Source organism: Bradyrhizobium sp. AS23.2 (assembly GCF_001908185.1).
In the GTDB taxonomy this organism is placed as follows: Bacteria; Pseudomonadota; Alphaproteobacteria; order Rhizobiales; family Xanthobacteraceae; genus Bradyrhizobium.
The window spans coordinates 1-941 of the sequence record NZ_LGHM01000347.1 but is presented as its reverse complement, the minus strand read 5'-3'; the positions used below and the strand labels follow the sequence as shown (position 1 = coordinate 941).

1 protein-coding gene is annotated in these 941 nt (G+C 52.3%); it reads left to right on the top strand.

Going from position 1 to position 941, the window contains the following annotated elements:
* Positions 1-201: 201 nt before the first annotated feature.
* Positions 202-941: hypothetical protein (locus tag AC630_RS42050; protein ID WP_143198768.1), on the top strand; the 740-nt coding region annotated here is incomplete at its 3' end.

The window sequence follows — 941 nt, the reverse complement described above, 5'->3', positions numbered from 1 at the left end:
CTCATTCGAAAGCCTCGGCGGAGAGTTCTTTCTGGGCCGAAGAGAGGACATGTCATCTAAGTTTATCTCGGCGTGCGCAGCTGCCGCGTTCACAATCAAAGCTTAAAAAAAATCTCCTGCGAAACTTGAGGAAGAGACCGAGGAGACAGCTACTGATGAAAATTATTTGACCTATAATCTATATTTCGTAGCGTCGTCGGCATGGTGATGAAATATAGCCGAAGACGCTTCATTGGTCAGCTATTTGCTGCAACGATTGGCCCAGCAGCAGTGGTGCGCCCTGTTGACGCCAGGAATCTCGATTTCAATGGTGGTCTCGCCGAGCTGTGCGTATTCGCTCGAGAACCGGGAAACTTGCCGAATGTCGTCATCGATGTTTGGACCGGTCAAATTGGGACGCTCGATCTCGCACTGTTACCAAGGCAACTCGGAAGAGCGGTTATCTGGCACGACATTCGTGGCGCTACAGGGCTGTCACGATCGATTGCCGAGATTCTTTTTGCAACCGAAGAACATTTTGGGATCAAGCCAGTCCTCAATTCCAACGCAGCCGCTCATGTTGGGTCCTCAGGTGGGCTACCCTCCTCGTTCGAAATTCTGTTCAAGCCATCCGAGTCAACCTCCCTCTATGCTGTTGAGCGCAGCCTAGCCGTTATCGATCTTAGCTCTTGTGGGTTGACGGGCCTCGGGTGGCTGGAAATCATTCCCCTATTGCGCCGCTACTACACCCACATCATCGGCGTCGACTATAGTTTTCCGGACCTCTGCGAACTCGATCCAGAATTCGAGCCGCCGTACGGATTGTCCCACCTCGCACGCAGCACCCTGCGATCGTGCGATTATTGGCTATTGGCAAGCGATGAGTCTCTTTCCGGTCGAGTTAATTTGTCGATTGAAGATAGGTCGCTTGCGTTTGCGAGATCGATCCGCGATCTCGGTCT